Below are 16,800 nucleotides of genomic sequence, written 5' to 3'. Positions count from 1 at the left end.
GACCTGGCCTTCGTCCTCACCACGATCGCGGTGTTCGCGCTGGTGGCCCTCGTCGCCCGGGGGGTGACCAAGCTGTGACCGCCGAGAACATCGCCGGCCTCGTCGTGGCCGTCGCCCTGCTGGGCTACCTCGTCCTCGCCCTCCTCCGCCCGGAGAGGTTCTGAGCGCCGACATGAGCCCCGTCCTCGCCGGTGCCCTCCAGATGCTCGCGCTCGTCGCGGCACTGGCACTGGCCCACCGTCCGCTCGGCGACCACATGGCCCGGGTCTACTCATCGACGCGGCACCTGCGGATCGAGAAGTGGATCTACCGGGCCATCGGCGCCGACCCCGCCACCGAGATGCGGTGGCCCGCCTATCTGCGCGGCGTCCTCGCGTTCTCCGCGGTCGGCGTCCTCTTCCTCTACCTCCTCCAGCGGCTCCAGGGCTCGCTGCCCGGTTCGCTCGGCTTCGCCTCGATCGACCCCGACCAGGCGTTCAACACGGCGGCCTCCTTCGTCGCCAACACCAACTGGCAGTCCTACTACGGCGAGCAGGCCATGGGCCACGTCGTGCAGACCGGCGGCCTCGCGGTGCAGAACTTCGTCTCCGCGGCAGTCGGCATGGCCGTCGCCGTGGCGCTCGTACGGGGCTTCGCCCGGTCCCGCACGGGCGAGCTGGGCAACTTCTGGTCCGACCTGGTGCGCGGCACCGTGCGCGTCCTGCTGCCCATATCCGTCGTGGGCGCGCTCGTCCTGGTCGCCACCGGTGTCATCCAGAACTTCTCCGGCATCCACGAGGTCGGACAGTTCGGCGGCGGCACCCAGCAGTGGAACGGCGGCGCGGTCGCCTCCCAGGAGGCCGTCAAGGTGCTGGGCACCAACGGCGGCGGCTACTTCAACGCCAACTCCGCCCACCCGTTCGAGAATCCCGACGGGCTGTCGAACCTCTTCGAGGTCTTCCTGATCCTGCTCATCCCCTCCGCGATGACCAGGACGTTCGGTCGGATGGTGGGCTCCCTGAAGCAGGGGTACGCGATCCTCGCGACGATGGCCACGATCTGGCTGGGCTTCACCGCCCTGATGATGTGGACCGAATTCAGTCACCACGGGCCCGCCTTCGACCTGGCGGGCGGGGCGACGGAGGGCAAGGAGACCCGCTTCGGCATCGCCGGCTCGTCGATCTTCGCGGTGGCCACCACCCTGACGTCCACGGGCGCGGTGAACTCCTTCCACTCCTCGTACACGGGCCTCGGCGGCGGCATCACCCTGCTCGGCATGCAGCTCGGCGAGATCGCCCCCGGCGGGGTCGGCTCCGGCCTCTACGGCATGCTGATCATGGCGGTCGTCGCCGTGTTCCTCGCGGGGCTGATGGTGGGCCGTACGCCCGAGTACCTGGGCAAGAAGATCGGCACCCGGGAGATCAAGCTCGCGGCCTGCTACATCCTGATCACCCCGGCCCTGGTGCTCGGCTTCACCGCCGCGGCGATGGCCCTGCCCACCCCGGGCGACTCCATGACCAACACCGGGGCGCACGGCTTCTCCGAGATCCTCTACGCCTACACCTCGGGCGCGAACAACAACGGCTCCGCCTTCGCCGGCCTGAACGCGGACACCCAGTGGTTCAACACCACCCTCGGCATCGTGATGCTGCTGGGCCGGTTCCTGCCGATGGTGTTCGTCCTCGCACTGGCGGGATCGCTGGCCCGGCAGAGCCCCGTCCCCGCGACCGCCGGGACCCTCGGCACGCAGAAGCCGCTCTTCAGCGGGCTGCTGCTCGCCACCGTCATGATCGTCACCGGTCTGACCTACTTCCCGGCCCTCGCCCTGGGGCCGCTGGCCGAAGGGCTGGCGTCATGAACGCCCCGCCGAGGTCCGTGCAGTCCCCGAAGCGAGAGGACCCGATGTCCGCCGTCACCCACACACCCCGCCGCTCCCAGGACGCGCCCACCGGCCGCCCCGCCGGCGGTCTGTTCGATCCCGCACAGCTGGTCAGGTCCCTCCCCGACGCGCTGCGCAAGCTCGATCCCCGGATCATGGTCAAGTCCCCGGTGATGTTCGTGGTGCTGGTCGGGTCCGTGCTCACCACGGTCCTGGCCGCTCTGGACCCGACGGACGGGTTCGGCTGGGCGATCACCGCCTGGCTGTGGCTGACCACCCTCTTCGCCAACCTCGCCGAGGCGGTGGCCGAGGGGCGCGGCAAGGCCCAGGCGGACACCCTGCGCAAGGCGCGGACCGGCACCGTCGCCCGCCGCGTCGTCGGCCCGGACGAGGAACGCGTGCCCGGCACCGAACTGCGCGTCGGTGACCTGGTGGTCTGCGAGGCCGGTGACCTCGTCCCGGGCGACGGTGACGTCGTCGAGGGCGTGGCGAGCGTCGACGAATCGGCGATCACCGGGGAATCCGCGCCGGTGATCCGGGAATCGGGCGGCGACCGCAGCGCCGTCACCGGTGGCACGAAGGTGCTCTCGGACCGGATCGTCGTCAGGATCACCACGAGGCCGGGCGAGACGTTCATCGACCGGATGATCGGCCTGGTGGAGGGGGCCGCCCGGCAGAAGACGCCCAACGAGATCGCGCTCAACATCCTGCTGGCGTCCCTCACCGTCGTCTTCCTGCTCGCGGTCGTGACCCTCCAGCCGTTCGCGGCCTACGCGGGCCGGCAGCAGTCGATGACCGTACTGACCGCCCTGCTGGTCTGCCTCATTCCGACGACGATCGGCGCCCTGCTCTCCGCGATCGGCATCGCCGGCATGGACCGGCTGGTGCAGCGCAACGTGCTCGCCATGTCGGGCCGGGCCGTCGAGGCGGCGGGGGACGTCTCCACGCTGCTGCTCGACAAGACGGGCACCATCACCGTGGGCAGCCGGCAGGCCGCCGAGTTCCTGCCCGTCAAGGGCGTCACCGAGGCCGAGCTGGCCGCCGCCGCCCGGCTCTCGTCGCTGGCCGACGAGACGCCCGAGGGCCGCTCGGTCGTGGCGCTGGCCGAGGAGCTCCACGGTCCGCGCGTACGCGACGAGGGAGAGCTCTCCGGCGCCACATGGGTGGAGTTCACCGCGCAGACCCGGATGTCCGGTGTGGACCTCCCCGGCCGACGGGTGCGCAAGGGCGCCGCGGGGTCCGTCCTCGCCTGGGTCACCGGGCAGGGCGGCGCCGTTCCCGCCGACGCAGGCGTGCTGACCGGTCTGATCGCCGAGGCGGGCGGCACACCCCTGCTGGTGGCCGTCCAGGACGGCACGGGCGCCCGGGTCCTCGGGGTGATCCACCTCAAGGACGTCGTCAAGCCCGGGATGCGCGAGCGGTTCGCGGAGCTGCGGCGCATGGGCATCCGTACGGTCATGATCACCGGGGACAACCCGCTGACCGCGAAGGCCATCGCCGACGAGGCGGGGGTCGACGACTTCCTCGCCGAGGCGACGCCCGAGGACAAGATGGCACTCATCAGGCGGGAGCAGGCCGGCGGCAGGCTCGTCGCCATGACCGGGGACGGCACCAACGACGCCCCCGCCCTCGCCCAGGCGGACGTCGGGGTCGCCATGAACACCGGCACCTCGGCCGCCAAGGAGGCCGGGAACATGGTGGACCTGGACTCCGACCCCACCAAGCTCATCGAGATCGTCGCCATCGGCAAACAGCTGCTGATCACCCGGGGCGCCCTCACCACGTTCTCGATCGCCAACGACGTCGCGAAGTACTTCGCGATCATCCCCGCGATGTTCGCCGTCGTGTATCCGGGCCTGGACAAGCTCAACATCATGGACCTGTCCTCGCCCCGGACCGCGATCCTCTCGGCGGTGATCTTCAACGCGCTGATCATCGTCGCGCTGGTCCCGCTCGCGCTGCGAGGGGTGCGCTACCGGCCGGCCGGCGCCGACCGGATGCTCCGGCGCAACCTCACCGTCTACGGGGTCGGCGGACTCGTCGCCCCGTTCATCGGGATCAAGCTCATCGACCTGGTCCTCTCCCTCGTCCCCGGACTGCGCTGAAACCGGAGCGTGCACACACCCATGAACACTTCCGCGGGCACCACCGCCCGCCTCCTCGGAGCGGGGCTCCGCGCCCTGCTCGTCCTCACCGCCCTGTGCGGCGTGCTCTACCCGCTCGCCGTCACCGGCGTCGCCCAGGCGGTCCTCCCCGGCAAGGCCAACGGTTCCGAGGTCACCGTCGACGGCGAGGTCGTCGGCTCACGCCTCATCGGCCAGCGCTACGACCTCCCGGCTAAGGAGGGCCAGGAGACCCCGGAGCCGGACCTCACCCGGTTCCAGCCGCGGCCCTCGAACGGCCTCGGCACCAACAGCGTCAACACCCGATACGCCCTGATCCTCTCCGGAGCGACCAACCGGGCCGGGGACGACGAGGAGCTGATCCGCCGGGTCACCGACGCCAAGGCGGCCGTCGTCGCGGACAACTCCGTACCCGGTCACCCGGTGGACCCCGCCGACGTGCCGCCCGACGCCGTCACCTCCTCCGGCTCCGGCCTCGACCCCGACATCTCACCGGCGTACGCCGCACTCCAGGTCCGCCGCGTCGCCGAGCGCAACGGACTGCCGGTCCAGGAGGTCGCGGAGCTGGTCCGGGACCACACCGAAGGCCGGATCCTCGGCTTCGTGGGGGAGCCCCGGGTCAACGTCCTGGCCCTCAACACCGCGCTGAGGGAGCTGGTGGAGGAGGACGCGGCACCCTGATCCCTCCCGGGCCGGCACCCTGGTCCCTCCCGGGCCGGTGCCCGCCGCGACCGGCGGGTACCGGCCCGGATCCTCCGCCCCTGGGGGCATTGCCCCACCGGCCCCGGCATGCACATACTGGCCGCGGCCGAGGAGCGGTACGCGCGGCAGCGCACGTACGGAGCGGTACGCGCGGCGCGTACGCACGGGGGAGAGCGATGACACAGCACACCGGTGGGCAGAGCGGCACGGCCCTGGCCGACAGCCCCCTCGACGGGCCCATGATCCGGGTCGAGGACCTGCACCGCTCGTACGGCACCGGGGCGGCGGCCGTGCACGCCCTGCGCGGGGTGTCCTTCGAGGTCCCGCGCGGCGAGCTCGTCGCGCTCAAGGGCCGCTCCGGCTCCGGCAAGACCACCCTGCTCAACCTCGTCGGCGGGCTCGACGCACCGGACAGCGGCCGGATCACCGTCGGCGGCACCGAGCTCTCCGGACTCGGTGAGGACGGGCTGCTGGAGCTGCGCAGGGACCGGATCGGCTTCATCTTCCAGTCCTTCGGCCTCATCCCGATCCTGACCGCGGCGGAGAACGTCGGCGTACCCATGCGCCTGCGCAGGACCGACCCGCACGAGCGCGAGGAGCGGGTGGCGCTGCTGCTCGCCCTGGTCGGCCTCGGTGACCACGCCCAGCAGCGCCCTGGGGAGCTCTCCGGCGGCCAGCAGCAGCGCGTCGCCATCGCCCGCGCCCTCGCCAACCGGCCCGCCCTCCTGATCGCCGACGAGCCCACCGGGCAGCTCGACGCGGAGACGGGGCTCGCGGTCATGCAGCTGCTGCGCGCCGTCGTACGCAGCGAGGGCGTCACCGTGCTGGTCGCCACCCACGACCCCCAGCTGCTCGGTTTCGCCGACCGGGTGCTGGAACTCAGCGACGGGCACATCGTCGAACACGGCTGAGCGGAACACGGCTGAGCGGGCGCGGGCCACCTGAACCGCCCTGGCCACCCGCGTCAGAATCCCGTCAATACGGACCCCGCGGACACCACCCAGGGCCGTTCCCCGCACCTCGCCGGGGTAGCTTCGACCAGGACCGCCGCATCGGCGACGGCCGCCCGGAAGAAGACAATGGGGCCATGGCACGCGGCAAGCTACGGATCTACCTGGGTGCGGCACCCGGCGTCGGCAAGACCTACGCGATGCTGTCCGAGGCCCACCGACGGGTGGAGCGGGGCACGGACTGCGTCGTCGCGTTCGTCGAGCACCACGACCGGCCGCGCACCGAGGCGTTCCTGCACGGCCTGGAGCAGATACGCCGTCGCGACATCGAGTACCGCTCGCGCGTCTTCGCCGAGATGGACGTCGACGCCGTCCTGGAGAGGGCGCCGGCCGTCGCACTCGTCGACGAGCTCGCCCACACCAATGTGCCCGGCTCCCGCAACGCCAAGCGCTGGCAGGACGTCGAGGAACTCCTCAAGGCCGGCATCGACGTGGTCTCCACGGTCAACATCCAGCACCTGGAGTCCCTCGGCGACGTCGTGGAGTCGATCACCGGGGTGCGCCAGCAGGAGACCATCCCCGACGAGGTCGCCCGGCGCGCCGACCAGATCGAGCTTGTCGACATGTCGCCCCAGGCGCTGCGCAGGCGCATGGCCCACGGCAACATCTACCAGTCCGACAAGGTCGACGCGGCCCTCTCCAACTACTTCCGCCCCGGCAACCTGACCGCCCTGCGCGAGCTGGCCCTCCTCTGGGTCGCCGACCGGGTCGACGAGTACCTCCAGCAGTACCGCGGCGAGCACGACATCAGCGCCCCCTGGCAGGCCCGCGAACGCATCGTCGTCGGACTGACCGGCGGACCCGAGGGCCGTACGCTCATCCGCCGGGCGTCCCGGATGGCCGCCAAGGGGTCCGGCAGCGAGATCCTCGCGGTGTACATCGCCCGCAGCGACGGGCTGACCTCCGCCTCGCCCAAGGAGCTCGCCGTCCAGCGCACCCTCGTGGAGGACCTCGGGGGCACCTTCCACCACGTCATCGGCGACGACATACCCTCCGCGCTCCTGGCGTTCGCCCGGGGCGTCAACGCCACCCAGATCGTCCTCGGCTCCAGCCGCCGCAAGACCTGGCAGTACATCTACGGCCCCGGGGTGGGCGCCACCGTCGCCCGGGAGTCCGGCCCCGACCTGGACGTGCACATCGTCACGCACGAAGAGGTCGCCAAGGGGCGCGGGCTGCCCATCGCGCGCGGGGCCCGGCTCAGCCGCACCCGGATCATCTCGGGGTGGCTGGCCGGCGTCGGCGGACCGGCGCTCCTCACCCTGCTCCTGCACGGCATGGAGAACGGGCCGGGGCTCGCCAACGACGTCCTGCTCTTCCTCTTCCTGACCGTCACCGCCGCACTCCTCGGAGGGCTGGCCCCCGCGCTGGCCTCCGCGGCGGCGGGCTCCTTCTTCCTGAACTACTGGTTCACGCCGCCCACCCACACCCTGACCGTCCAGGACCCCGAGAACTTCGTCGCCATCGTGATCTTCTTCGCGGTCGCGGTGGCGGTCGCCTCCGTGGTCGACCTGGCGGCCCGGCGCACCCATCAGGCGGCCCGGCTGCGCGCCGAGTCGGAGATCCTCTCCACCCTCGCCGGCAGCGTCCTGCGGGGCGAGACCGCCCTGGACGCCCTGCTGGGCCGGGTCCGCGAGACCTTCGGCATGGAGTCCGTCGCCCTCCTGGAGCGCCAGAGCGACGTCGAGCCCTGGACCTGCGCCGGATCCGTCGGCCCGGCCCCGGTGGCCCGGCCCGACGACGCGGACGTGGACATGCCCGTCGGCGACCACATGGCGCTGGCCCTCTCCGGCCGGGTGCTCCCCGCCGAGGACCGCCGGGTCCTCGGCGCCTTCGCCGCGCAGGCCGCCGTGGTGCTCGACCGGCAGCGCCTGGTGGGGGAGGCGGAGGCGGCCCGGCGGCTGGCCGAGGGCAACCGGATCAGGACCGCGCTGCTCGCCGCCGTCAGCCATGACCTGCGTACCCCTCTGGCCGCCATCAAGGCCGCGGTGAGCTCCCTGCGCTCCGACGACGTGTCCTGGTCCGACGCCGACGAGGCGGAGCTCCTCGCGGCCATCGAGGACGGCGCCGACCGCCTGGACCACCTGGTCGGCAATCTGCTCGACATGTCACGCCTGCAGACCGGGACCGTCACCCCGCTGATCCGCGAGATCGACCTCGACGAGGTCGTCCCGATGGCCCTCGGCGGCGTACCGGAGGGCAGTGTCGACCTGGACATCCCCGAGACGCTGCCCATGGTCGCCGTGGACCCGGGGCTGCTGGAGCGCGCCGTCGCCAACATCGTCGAGAACGCCGTCAAGTACAGCCCCGGCCGGGAGCGCGTCACCGTCGCCGCCAGCGCCCTGGGCGAACGCGTCGAGCTACGCGTGGCCGACCGCGGCCGGGGAGTCCCCGACGAGGGCAAGGAACGCATATTCGAGCCGTTCCAGCGGTACGGTGACGCGCCGCGCGGCGCCGGGGTCGGGCTCGGACTCGCCGTCGCCCGCGGCTTCGTGGAGTCCATGGGCGGCACGCTGGACGCCGAGGACACCCCCGGCGGCGGCCTCACCATGGTCCTCCGGCTCACCGCCGCCCCGGGACAGGTACGGGCCGGCCCCGTGCCGCCCGCACAGGTGACCCCATGAGATCCCCGAGGCGCACAGCCGCCCCGTACACGTACTCCGGAAAGGCAGGCCCGCGATGACCCGGGTGCTCGTGGTCGACGACGAGCCGCAGATCGTGCGCGCCCTCGTGATCAACCTGAAGGCGCGCAGATACGAGGTGGACGCGGCACCCGACGGGGCGACCGCCCTGCAGCTCGCGGCGGCACGCCATCCCGACGTCGTCGTCCTCGACCTCGGACTGCCGGACATGGACGGCGTCGAGGTGATCCGAGGACTGCGGGGCTGGACCCGGGTGCCGATCCTGGTGCTCTCCGCCCGCCACACCTCCGACGAGAAGGTCGAGGCCCTGGACGCCGGAGCCGACGACTACGTCACCAAGCCGTTCGGCATGGACGAACTCCTGGCCCGGCTGCGCGCCGCCGTACGCCGGGCGGAACCGGTCGGCCAGGACGCCGGCGACGACCTGGTGACCGTCGAGACCGAGGGGTTCACCGTCGACCTGGCGGCGAAGAAGGTGCACCGCGAGGGCCGTGACGTACGGCTCACGCCCACCGAGTGGCACCTCCTGGAGGTCCTCGTGCGCAACGCGGGGCGGCTCGTCAGCCAGAAGCAGCTGCTCCAGGAGGTCTGGGGCCCCTCGTACGGCACCGAGACCAACTATCTGCGGGTCTACATGGCCCAGCTGCGCCGCAAGCTGGAGGCGGATCCCTCGCACCCCAGGCACTTCGTGACCGAGCCCGGCATGGGCTACCGCTTCGAGCGGGGGCATCCCCTTCCCGAGTGATCGCGGACCTCCGTTGGTCACTCGTTCGGGTGGCGTCCGTCCGGGCCCGCCCCTACCACAGGAGACCGGTACCCTTCGGGTATGAGCGCTGTTTCCCGATCCGAGAAGTCAGGCAGGACGCCGTCCGGCCGCTTCCGCCGCATGCTCGACCGGCTGTCCAGCTCCCAGGAGGACCTCGAGTCCGAGGAGCTGCAGGAGGACACGCAGGCGTCGGGCTGCACGCGCATCTCGGAGTGCTCGGACCGCCAGATCGTCAAGGTCACTGGTACCTTGCGGACCGTCACCCTGCGGCCGCGCGCCGGAGTGCCCGCCCTGGAGGCGGAGCTCTTCGACGGCACCGCGCCGCTCGACGTGGTCTGGCTGGGCCGGCGTTCCATCGTCGGCATCGAGCCGGGCCGCAAGCTCATCGCGTCGGGCCGCGTAGCCATGAGTCACGGGCGCCGGGTGCTGTTCAACCCCAAATACGAACTCCGACCGCTCGGCAAGGAGTAGCCGGTGACGTCTCTCGACAAGCCGACGTCCGAAACGGACCAGCCCCACCGCACCGACCAGCAGGACGCCGACGCGAAGGCGGTCACGGAAGCCGCGCTCTTCGAGGCCTTCGGCGGCGTGCGCGGCATGGTGGAGACAGTCCTGCCCGGGCTGCTCTTCGTCACGATCTTCACCATCAACAAGGACCTGACGGCCTCGGCGTTCGCCGCGCTGGCCGTCTCCGTGGTCCTCGTCGTCGTACGGCTCCTCCGCAAGGACACCGTCAAGCACGCCTTCAGCGGCGTCTTCGGCGTGGCCTTCGGTGTGCTCTTCGCGAAGATGACGGGCAACGCCAAGGACTTCTACCTGCCGGGCATGATCTACACGCTCGGACTGGCCCTCGCGTACCTCGTCACGACCCTCGCAGGTCTGCCGCTGATCGGCCTCATCCTGGGCCCGGTCTTCAAGGAGAACCTCTCCTGGCGCACCAGGAACCCCGGCCGGAAGAAGGCGTACGCCAAGGCCAGCTACGCCTGGGGACTGATCCTGCTCGCCAAGTGCGCGATCCTCTTCCCGCTGTACTGGTGGGCCGACACCGCCCAGCTCGGCTGGGTGCTGGTCGCGCTCAAGATCCCGCCTTTCCTGCTCGCGGTGTATCTGACCTGGGTCTTCCTCGCCAAGGCGCCGCCGCCCATCGACGTGTTCGCCGAGATGGAGGCGGAGGAGGAGGCCGAGAAGGCCCGCAAGGCGGAGGCCGAGCAGAGCGCGCGGGCCGCGGAGGCCCGCCCCTACGACCTCTGAGCCGCACACTGCGGCAGCATGCGTGAGGGGCCCCGGACCGTGCCACGGTCCGGGGCCCCTCACGTGCGTACGGCTGCTCAGTCCTCGGCCGCGGCCGGCTCCCGGCGGACCGACAGCAGGTCCTCCAGCTGCTCCTCGCGCGCCTGGGCGGCCACGAACAGCAGCTCGTCACCGGCTTCCAGGGTCTCCTCGGGGCTGGGCGTCAGCACCCGCGTGCCCCGGATGATCGTGACGAGCGAGGTGTCCTCGGGCCAGTCCACGTCGCTGACCCGGATACCGGCCAGGGCGGACTCCGGGGGCAGCGTCAGCTCGACCAGGTTGGCGTCGCCGTGGCTGAAGCGCAGCAGCCGGACCAGATCACCGACGCTCACCGCCTCCTCGACCAGCGCCGACATCAGACGCGGGGTGGAGACCGCGACGTCGACACCCCAGGACTCGTTGAACAGCCACTCGTTCTTCGGGTTGTTCACCCGGGCCACGACCCTCGGCACGCCGTACTCGGTCTTCGCGAGCAGCGAGACGACCAGGTTGACCTTGTCGTCACCCGTCGAGGCGATCACGACGTTGCACCGCTGGAGCGCCGCCTCGTCGAGCGACGTGATCTCACAGGCGTCCGCGAGGAGCCACTCGGCCATCGGGACGCGCTCCACCGAGATGGCGGTCGGCGCCTTGTCGATCAACAGCACCTCGTGCCCGTTCTCCAGGAGCTCGGCCGCGATGGAACGGCCCACCGCACCGGCCCCGGCAATCGCGACGCGCATCAGTGACCGCCCTCCTCGGGACCTTCGGCAAAGGCCTCCTCGACCTTCGCGATCTCGTCCGTACGCATCATCACGTGGACCAGGTCGCCCTCCTGCAGAACCGTCTGCGACGTGGGCAGTATGGCCTCACCCAACCGGGTGAGGAAGGCCACGCGGACGCCCGTCTCCTCCTGCAGTGTGCTGATCTTGTGCCCGATCCAGGACGGCGTGGTGTGCACCTCGGCGAGCTGCACACCGCCGCTCGGGTCGCGCCACAGCGGCTCCGCGCCCGAAGGCAGCAGCCGCCGCAGCATCTGGTCCGCCGTCCAGCGGACGGTCGCGACGGTGGGGATGCCCAGCCGCTGGTAGACCTCCGCACGCCGCGGGTCGTAGATGCGCGCCGCGACGTTCTCGATGCCGAACATCTCGCGGGCCACCCGGGCGGCGATGATGTTGGAGTTGTCGCCGCTGCTGACCGCCGCGAACGCGCCGGCCTCCTCGATCCCCGCCTCACGCAAGGTGTCCTGGTCGAAACCGACCCCGCTGACACGACGGCCGCCGAAGCCGGAACCGAGACGACGGAACGCCGTGGGGTCCTGGTCGATCACGGCGACCGTGTGCCCCTGCTGCTCCAGGGTCTGCGCGAGAGCGGCTCCGACGCGCCCGCAGCCCATGATGACGATGTGCACCTCGCGCCTACCTCGCCGTCCTGGTCGTCCGGATGACCTGCGAAAACACCCTGCTCACACTTCTCTCTCAGCTTGCGGGGCAGACAATGGGGCAACCGCCTCCGGCGTCGCCCGTGGATGAGCTTATGCGGCGACGTCCGTGCCGCCTCAACCGAGTGTGCGTACGCCGCGGGCCGATGAGCAAAAGCGGGACCGGCCGGAGCTCCGGGGAGCCGCTGAACCGCAAGGATTTCGTTAAGGATTCCATGGACTTTTGCGGTGAGGGCGGGTAATTATGAAGGTTTTCGGGGTTCCGAGGGGGTGGTGCCTCGGCGGCGTGTCCCGGCAGCGCTTACGATCCTCACCGTGTCCAAACTGACCGACGTGCCCAAACGGATCCTGATCGGCCGGGCGCTGCGCAGCGACAAGCTGGGGGAGACGCTCCTCCCCAAGCGCATCGCCCTCCCCGTCTTCGCATCCGACCCCCTGTCCTCCGTTGCGTACGCACCCGGGGAAGTCCTCCTCGTGCTGTCCATCGCGGGCGTGTCGGCGTACCACTTCAGCCCCTGGATCGCGGTCGCGGTCGTGGTCCTGATGTTCACCGTCGTCGCCTCGTACCGGCAGAACGTGCGTGCCTACCCGAGCGGGGGCGGGGACTACGAGGTCGCCACCACCAACCTCGGGCCCAAGGCCGGCCTGACCGTGGCCAGCGCCCTGCTCGTCGACTACGTCCTCACCGTGGCCGTGTCGATCTCCTCGGGCGTCGAGAACCTCGGCTCCGCGATCCCCTTCGTCGTCGAGCACAAGACGGCCTGCGCCGTCGGCGCCATCGTGCTGCTGACGCTGATGAACCTGCGCGGCGTCAAGGAGTCGGGCAAGCTCTTCGCCATCCCGACCTACCTGTTCGTGGCCGGCGTCTTCGCGATGATCCTCTGGGGGGCGTTCCGGGGGCTCGCCCTCGGGGACACCATGCACGCGCCCACCTCGGACTACGAGATCAAGCCCGAGCACCAGGGGCTGGCGGGCTTCGCGCTCGTCTTCCTGCTGCTGCGCGCCTTCTCCTCCGGCTGTGCGGCCCTCACGGGTGTCGAGGCGATCAGCAACGGGGTCCCCGCCTTCCGCAAGCCGAAGAGCAAGAACGCGGCGACCACTCTCGCGGCGATGGGCCTGCTCGCCGTCACGATGTTCTGCGGCATCATCGGCCTCGCCATGGCCACCGACGTGAAGATGGCGGAGAACCCGGCGAAGGACCTGATCCACAACGGCTCCCCGGTCGGCGCGGGCTTCACCCAGGACCCGGTCATCTCCCAGGTCGCCGCGGCGGTCTTCGGCGACGGGACGTTCTTCTTCGTCCTGCTGGCGGCGGCCACCGCCCTGGTGCTCTTCCTGGCCGCGAACACCGCGTACAACGGCTTCCCGCTGCTCGGCTCGATCCTCGCCCAGGACCGGTACCTGCCGCGCCAGCTCCACACCCGCGGCGACCGGCTGGCCTTCTCCAACGGCATCGTGCTGCTCGCCGGCGCCGCGATCCTGCTGGTCTGGATCTACGGAGCGGACTCGACCCGGCTCATCCAGCTCTACATCGTCGGCGTCTTCGTCTCCTTCACGCTCAGCCAGACCGGCATGGTGCGGCACTGGAACCGGCATCTGCGTACGGAGAAGAACCCGGCGGTGCGCCGGCACATGATCCGCTCCCGGGCCATCAACGCCTTCGGCGCGTTCTTCACCGGCCTGGTCCTGGTCGTCGTCCTGGCCACCAAGTTCAGCCACGGTGCCTGGGTCGCCCTGCTCGGCATGGTGATCTTCTTCGGCACGATGACCGCGATCCGTAAGCACTACGACCGGGTGGCCGAGGAGATCGCGGCGTCCGACGGCCCCTCCGACGACACCATGAGGCCCTCGCGGGTCCACTCGATCGTCCTGGTCTCCAAGCTGCACCGGCCCACGCTGCGCGCACTCGCGTACGCCAAGCTGGTGCGCTCGGACCAGCTGGAGGCCCTGTCCATCAGCGTCGACCCGGACGAGACCAAGGCCCTCAGGACGGACTGGGAGCGGCGGGGCATCGACATCCCGCTGAAGATCCTCGACTCGCCGTACCGCGAGGTGACCCGGCCGGTCATCGACTACGTCAAGGGCCTGCGCAAGGACCGGCCGCGCGATGTGATCAGCGTCTACATCCCGGAGTACGTCGTCGGCCACTGGTACGAGCACCTGCTGCACAACCAGAGCGCGCTGCGGCTCAAGGGCCGGCTCCTCTTCACCCCGGGGGTGATGGTGACCTCCGTGCCGTACCAGCTGGAGTCCTCCGAGGCCGCGAAGGTGCGGGCCAGGAGGCGGGCGAACTGGCACGCGCCGGGAACGGTGCGCCGCGGGCCCGTGGAGCGGCGGAACAAGGACGCGGGCCGCAGGGGCTGACTCGGGGCTCCTCCTGTGGTAAGTGTCCGGCTTCCGCCCACGTAGACTGGTGGGCTGGCAGCCACCCGGCCGCAACCCTTCTCTCTTTCCCTCTTTTCCTGATCTCTGGAGCCACCCCCTCATGCAGAACGAATCCACGTTGTCGCAGACCGGGGAGTCTCTGATCGGCCGGGAGTACGAGGTCGAGGTCGGACCCGTCGCCCACGGCGGCCACTGCATCGCCCGTACGTCCGAGGGCCAGGTGCTGTTCGTGCGCCACACCCTCCCCGGCGAGAAGGTCGTCGCCCGGGTCACCGAGGGCGAGAGCGACTCACGCTTCCTGCGCGCCGACGCGGTCACCGTCATCGAGGCGTCCAAGGACCGGGTCCCGGCCCCCTGCCCGTACGCCGGCCCCGGCAAGTGCGGCGGCTGCGACTGGCAGCACGCGAAGCCGGGCGCCCAGCGCCGCCTCAAGGGCGAAGTGATCGCCGAGCAGCTCCACCGCCTCGCGGGCCTCACGCCCGAGGAGGCCGGCTGGGACGGCACGGTCATGCCGGCCGAGGGCGACAAGCTCCCGCCGGGCCAGGTCCCGGCCTGGCGCACCCGCGTCCAGTACGCCGTCGACGAGGACGGCCGGGTCGGGCTGCGGAAGCACCGCTCGCACGACATCGAGATCATCGACGAGTGCCTGATCGCCGCCCCCGGCGTCTCCGAGCTCGGCATCGAGAAGCAGGACTGGCCGCAGATGGCCGCGGTGGAGGCCATCTCCGCCACCGGCTCCCACGACCGCCAGGTCATCCTGACCCCGCGCGAGGGCGGCCGGCTCCCGCTCGTCGAGCTGGACAAGCCCGTCTCCGTACTGCGCGTGGAGGAGAAGGACGGCGGCGTCCACCGCGTCCACGGCCGCGCCTTCGTCCGCGAGCGCGCCGACGACCGTACGTACCGCGTCGGCTCGGGCGGCTTCTGGCAGGTCCACCCGCAGGCCGCCGACACGCTGGTCCGCGCGGTCATGCAGGGGCTGCTGCCCCGCAAGAACGACACGGCGCTGGACCTCTACTGCGGCGTGGGCCTGTTCGCCGGCGCCATCGGCCAGCGCATCGGTGAGAAGGGCGCGGTGCTGGGCATCGAGTCCGGCAAGCGCGCGGTCGAGGACGCCCGGCACAACCTGAAGGACCTGGACCGTGTCCGCATCGAGCACGGCAAGGTCGACCAGGTCCTGCCGCGCACGGGCATCACCGAGTGCGACCTGATCGTCCTGGACCCGCCGCGCGCGGGCGCCGGCAAGGCGACGGTCAAACACCTCTCGGGCCTGGGCGCCCGCAAGATCGCGTACGTGGCCTGCGACCCGGCGGCTCTCGCGCGGGACCTCGCGTACTTCAAGGAGGGCGGCTACAAGGTGAGGACGCTGCGGGCGTTCGACCTGTTCCCGATGACGTCGCATGTGGAGTGTGTTGCGATCCTCGAACCTGCGGGCAAGAGCTCCTGACCTGCGCTTTTGATGTCCGGGTGGGTTGCCCGACCTGTTTCCCTCCGTGCAGCGGTTCGAGCGGACAGATCGATCTCTGAGAGCTCCCTGACCTGCGAATTCGTGAGCGACGCGCTTGCAACGGGGAGGCCTCAAGTGGCTCTCGCGGGATTTTTGACGCTCGGATGACGCTCGTGATGGAAGTCTTTGGGCCTCCGCGGTAGCGATGCGCACGGCTGCTTGGTCCCACGCTCCGCTGAGCCGAGCGTGGCCCGACCGCGCCACTTGATACCGGCCTGGTATCACCTCTGTATGGCGATGACACTTCGACTCCCCGAGGACCTTGACGCGAAGCTCACCGAGCGGGCACGTCGGGAGGGCCGCAGTAAGCAGGAACTTGCCATCGAGGCCATCCGTAACGCCCAGGACCGGGCCGAGCTGAAGGTCGATGACGTCCTCGCCGAGCTGGTGGACAGCGATGCGGAGATCCTGGACTACCTGAAGTGACGGACCTGCGCCACATCCAGATCGACGAGATTCTGGCCATCGCCGGCACGGTCAACGGCACCGAGCACAGCGTGCGTGACATGGGTCTCCTGGTGTCGGCGATCGAGCGGCCCCGGACGAATGTGTTCGGGGCCGAGCTGTATCCCACGCTGCACGAGAAGGCTGCGGCACTGCTGCACTCCGTCGCCCGCAACCACGCGCTGATCGACGGCGACAAGCGCACCGCCTGGCTCGCCATGCGTGTCTTCCTGCGGTTCAACGGCGTCAGCGTGAGTACTGTCCCGCCGCCCGTTTCCGTGGCCGGCCCGTTCGTCGAGCAAGTCGCGCAGGACAACGTCGATGTACCGGCGATCGCCAAGCGCCTTGCGACCTGGTTCCCCGTTTCCTGACGTTCGACGAGGCAAGAGCGCCTCATGTGGAGTACGTGGCGATTCTGGAGTTTGCTGCAAAGGGGATCTGACCTGCGGTTTTCGTGGGTTGCTCGGGTCCAGCCGGGCGTGCCCCAGACACCGGGTCCTGCCCGGATCAGGAACCTGTGGTGGGCCGTGACTTCGATATCCCGAAGCACGGCGGTAGCGCCCGCCAGGCGCAGCCGCCGACCAGCACGTAGATGATCGCTGCGAACAGCGTCTCATCGGGCGTGTCCTGCGTCCCGCCGCCCTGCGGCCGCACCTTCG

15 protein-coding genes and 1 pseudogene are annotated in these 16,800 nt (G+C 70.6%); 13 read left to right on the top strand and 3 right to left on the bottom strand.

Annotated features, from left to right (window positions below):
• Window positions 1–74: 74 nt before the first annotated feature.
• The 9 genes from kdpF (at window position 75) to JKV81_RS15005 (ending at window position 10,349) form a co-directional block, all read left to right on the top strand.
• Window positions 75–164: a K(+)-transporting ATPase subunit F gene (gene kdpF, locus JKV81_RS15045; protein WP_099176543.1), complete on the top strand. Its 90-nt coding sequence runs from the start codon at window positions 75–77 to the stop codon at window positions 162–164.
• 8 nt (window positions 165–172) lie between these two features.
• Entirely contained in the window at window positions 173–1,837 is a 1,665-nt protein-coding gene (gene kdpA / locus JKV81_RS15040) for a potassium-transporting ATPase subunit KdpA (RefSeq protein WP_124275087.1), read from the top strand.
• 44 nt (window positions 1,838–1,881) lie between these two features.
• Window positions 1,882–3,963, top strand: a complete 2,082-nt coding sequence (gene kdpB / locus JKV81_RS15035) for a potassium-transporting ATPase subunit KdpB (RefSeq protein WP_164992725.1) — start codon at window positions 1,882–1,884, stop codon at window positions 3,961–3,963.
• A gap of 21 nt (window positions 3,964–3,984) precedes the next feature.
• Window positions 3,985–4,662, top strand: coding sequence for a potassium-transporting ATPase subunit C (locus JKV81_RS15030; RefSeq protein WP_129265950.1), 678 nt, complete (start codon window positions 3,985–3,987; stop codon window positions 4,660–4,662).
• A gap of 197 nt (window positions 4,663–4,859) precedes the next feature.
• The gene (locus tag JKV81_RS15025; protein ID WP_202076363.1) at window positions 4,860–5,594 is read left to right on the top strand and encodes an ABC transporter ATP-binding protein; all 735 of its coding nucleotides are present in this window, start codon (window positions 4,860–4,862) and stop codon (window positions 5,592–5,594) included.
• A 176-nt stretch (window positions 5,595–5,770) separates the two neighbouring features.
• Window positions 5,771–8,314: an ATP-binding protein gene (locus JKV81_RS15020; RefSeq protein ID WP_099176548.1), complete on the top strand. Its 2,544-nt coding sequence runs from the start codon at window positions 5,771–5,773 to the stop codon at window positions 8,312–8,314.
• 55 nt (window positions 8,315–8,369) lie between these two features.
• Entirely contained in the window at window positions 8,370–9,077 is a 708-nt protein-coding gene (locus tag JKV81_RS15015; protein WP_202076362.1) for a response regulator, read from the top strand.
• Between the two features lie 81 nt (window positions 9,078–9,158).
• Window positions 9,159–9,569, top strand: coding sequence for an OB-fold nucleic acid binding domain-containing protein (locus JKV81_RS15010; RefSeq protein ID WP_099176550.1), 411 nt, complete (start codon window positions 9,159–9,161; stop codon window positions 9,567–9,569).
• 3 nt (window positions 9,570–9,572) lie between these two features.
• The gene (locus JKV81_RS15005; protein WP_129265955.1) at window positions 9,573–10,349 is read left to right on the top strand and encodes a DUF3159 domain-containing protein; all 777 of its coding nucleotides are present in this window, start codon (window positions 9,573–9,575) and stop codon (window positions 10,347–10,349) included.
• A 77-nt stretch (window positions 10,350–10,426) separates the two neighbouring features.
• Here the strand turns inward: JKV81_RS15005 and JKV81_RS15000 are convergent, their stop codons facing one another.
• Both JKV81_RS15000 and JKV81_RS14995 read right to left on the bottom strand, forming a co-directional pair.
• Window positions 10,427–11,110: a potassium channel family protein gene (locus tag JKV81_RS15000; RefSeq protein ID WP_202076361.1), complete on the bottom strand. Its 684-nt coding sequence runs from the start codon at window positions 11,108–11,110 to the stop codon at window positions 10,427–10,429.
• Window positions 11,110–11,778, bottom strand: coding sequence for a potassium channel family protein (locus JKV81_RS14995; RefSeq protein ID WP_014153600.1), 669 nt, complete (start codon window positions 11,776–11,778; stop codon window positions 11,110–11,112). Before JKV81_RS14995 ends, JKV81_RS15000 begins: the two co-directional genes overlap by 1 nt.
• A gap of 345 nt (window positions 11,779–12,123) precedes the next feature.
• Here JKV81_RS14995 and JKV81_RS14990 point away from each other — a divergent pair, with 345 nt between their 5' ends.
• From JKV81_RS14990 to JKV81_RS14975, 4 genes are all read left to right on the top strand, one after another.
• The gene (locus JKV81_RS14990) at window positions 12,124–14,172 is read left to right on the top strand and encodes an APC family permease (protein ID WP_129265957.1); all 2,049 of its coding nucleotides are present in this window, start codon (window positions 12,124–12,126) and stop codon (window positions 14,170–14,172) included.
• A gap of 121 nt (window positions 14,173–14,293) precedes the next feature.
• Window positions 14,294–15,637 carry a class I SAM-dependent RNA methyltransferase gene (locus JKV81_RS14985; protein WP_202076360.1) on the top strand — a complete coding sequence of 448 codons (1,344 nt, stop codon included), beginning with the start codon at window positions 14,294–14,296 and terminating at the stop codon, window positions 15,635–15,637.
• Window positions 15,638–15,928: 291 nt separating this feature from the next.
• Window positions 15,929–16,123 carry a ribbon-helix-helix protein, CopG family gene (locus tag JKV81_RS14980; protein WP_124275146.1) on the top strand — a complete coding sequence of 65 codons (195 nt, stop codon included), beginning with the start codon at window positions 15,929–15,931 and terminating at the stop codon, window positions 16,121–16,123.
• Window positions 16,120–16,512, top strand: a complete 393-nt coding sequence (locus tag JKV81_RS14975) for a type II toxin-antitoxin system death-on-curing family toxin (protein WP_129265959.1) — start codon at window positions 16,120–16,122, stop codon at window positions 16,510–16,512. Before JKV81_RS14980 ends, JKV81_RS14975 begins: the two co-directional genes overlap by 4 nt.
• A 110-nt stretch (window positions 16,513–16,622) precedes the next feature.
• Here JKV81_RS14975 and JKV81_RS14970 read toward each other — a convergent pair.
• Window positions 16,623–16,800: pseudogene (locus tag JKV81_RS14970) on the bottom strand (transposase); the annotation flags it as partial.

The organism is Streptomyces silvae, from assembly GCF_016745505.1.
GTDB lineage: Bacteria > Actinomycetota > Actinomycetes > Streptomycetales > Streptomycetaceae > Streptomyces > Streptomyces silvae.
This window is presented reverse-complemented; position numbering and strand designations above follow the sequence as displayed.

Excerpts from the sequence above, each read along its gene's own strand:
- kdpA (WP_124275087.1), top strand. The coding sequence starts at position 173 with ATGAGCCCCGTCCTCGCCGGTGCCCTCCAGATGCTCGCGCTCGTCGCG.
- JKV81_RS15010 (WP_099176550.1), top strand. The coding sequence starts at position 9,159 with ATGAGCGCTGTTTCCCGATCCGAGAAGTCAGGCAGGACGCCGTCCGGC.
- JKV81_RS15030 (WP_129265950.1), top strand. The coding sequence starts at position 3,985 with ATGAACACTTCCGCGGGCACCACCGCCCGCCTCCTCGGAGCGGGGCTC.
- kdpB (WP_164992725.1), top strand. The coding sequence starts at position 1,882 with ATGTCCGCCGTCACCCACACACCCCGCCGCTCCCAGGACGCGCCCACC.
- JKV81_RS15025 (WP_202076363.1), top strand. The coding sequence starts at position 4,860 with ATGACACAGCACACCGGTGGGCAGAGCGGCACGGCCCTGGCCGACAGC.
- JKV81_RS15020 (WP_099176548.1), top strand. The coding sequence starts at position 5,771 with ATGGCACGCGGCAAGCTACGGATCTACCTGGGTGCGGCACCCGGCGTC.
- JKV81_RS14985 (WP_202076360.1), top strand. The coding sequence starts at position 14,294 with ATGCAGAACGAATCCACGTTGTCGCAGACCGGGGAGTCTCTGATCGGC.
- JKV81_RS15015 (WP_202076362.1), top strand. The coding sequence starts at position 8,370 with ATGACCCGGGTGCTCGTGGTCGACGACGAGCCGCAGATCGTGCGCGCC.
- JKV81_RS14980 (WP_124275146.1), top strand. The coding sequence starts at position 15,929 with ATGGCGATGACACTTCGACTCCCCGAGGACCTTGACGCGAAGCTCACC.
- JKV81_RS15000 (WP_202076361.1), bottom strand. The coding sequence starts at position 11,110 with ATGCGCGTCGCGATTGCCGGGGCCGGTGCGGTGGGCCGTTCCATCGCG.